Below are 1424 nucleotides of genomic sequence, written 5' to 3'. Positions count from 1 at the left end.
GCACGCTTTCGACTGACTGGTGATTTTTCATAACACTATGACGTTTGCTCATAACTCTTTTTGGGAACTTGCTCTATAGCCACATTATATAATGATAATGATTTTCATTTACAAACAATAACAAGAAAATCGGTCTACGCATAATGTTAAGGGGATTTATGAACAAACATATCTTAGCCATCGCAATATCAGCCTGTATGAGTACACAAGTCTTTGCTGACGACGCGGTAAACAGCAACTCAAAACAGAGCAACCGTGTTGAGTTAGGCAGCATCACTGTTGAAGGTGAAAAACAAACACGGACTTTGAAAGACACAGCTTCTTCTGTTTCAGTCATTGATCAAGAAGCATTGAAATCAAACCAATACCACACCTTGCGTGATGCTATTTCTTCTGTACCGAATGTTGTTGTACAAACCGGTGCTGTAGCGAATGTTCGTGGTGTTTTAGGTAATGGTGCTGCAGGTGGCTTTAATGCCGTAACAGGTGGAGCCAGTGCTCGTTTTTCAACATTGATTGATGGTGTTAACCAACCTTTTATCGCTGACTTAGTCGGTGATTCTGGCTTGTGGGATATTGAGCAAATTGAAGTCTTCCGTGGCCCTCAATCTACCAATAATGGACGTAATAGTATCGCTGGTGCCATGTATATCAAGACAGCTGATCCAACGTTTGATTGGGAAGGTAAAGTGAGATTGGGCTACCGTAATAACGAACGCTATATAGACAAAGCGGTCATGCTGTCTGGTCCTGTTATTGAAGATACATTGGCATTTCGTTTTTCTGGTCAGTTAATTGATGGACAAACCGATACCAGCAACGAACCCTATGAAAGTAATCCAACCAATATTGATTTGAATGAGCTGGATACCAAACAAGGTCGCTTCAAATTACTTTGGACACCGACTGATGATTTGGAGTTAATGTTCACTCACTCTCAATACACTGAAAAAGGTGATGGAGGCCGTCGTTATTTTGAAGATACTGACACCGATGCGTATTTCAAAACCTTTTTCCGTGATATGGACACAGAAAGTGTGATGAACAGCATTGATGCACATTATCAAATCAACACGAGTACTTCTTTGGACATCAAGCTGGCTCAACTAGACTACCAATATGCGTTTGAAACCTATCAAGCGGATCCTGCTGATACACAAAATCTGGATATTGATGATAAAAGCAGAAACATTGATGTGAAGTTAAATTTTGGTGAAGGTAGTCATGATTTTAGTGGTTTCGTTGGATTAGATTTTTATAAACGCGACCAAGACATCAACAGCATCGGTACTGTCTATAGCGGCGATGACACCACTGACTCAAAAGCGCTTTATGGTGAAGTTAACTTTGGTTTAAGCGATAAATTAATTTTAACGACTGGATTACGTTATCAGGATGAGTCGCAAGAACGTGATTTTAACTAT

General features: G+C 40.0%; 1 protein-coding gene. It reads left to right on the top strand.

What is annotated here, in order from left to right:
• Nucleotides 1-158: 158 nt before the first annotated feature.
• Nucleotides 159-1424: TonB-dependent receptor plug domain-containing protein (locus tag B4K20_RS12590; RefSeq protein WP_289283143.1), on the top strand; the 1266-nt coding region annotated here is incomplete at its 3' end.

The organism is Methylophaga sp. UBA5088 (genome assembly GCF_002414625.1).
Lineage (GTDB): Bacteria > Pseudomonadota > Gammaproteobacteria > Nitrosococcales > Methylophagaceae > Methylophaga > Methylophaga marina.
Note: the sequence above shows the minus strand (reverse complement) of the source record. Positions and strands in the feature narration are given on the sequence as shown.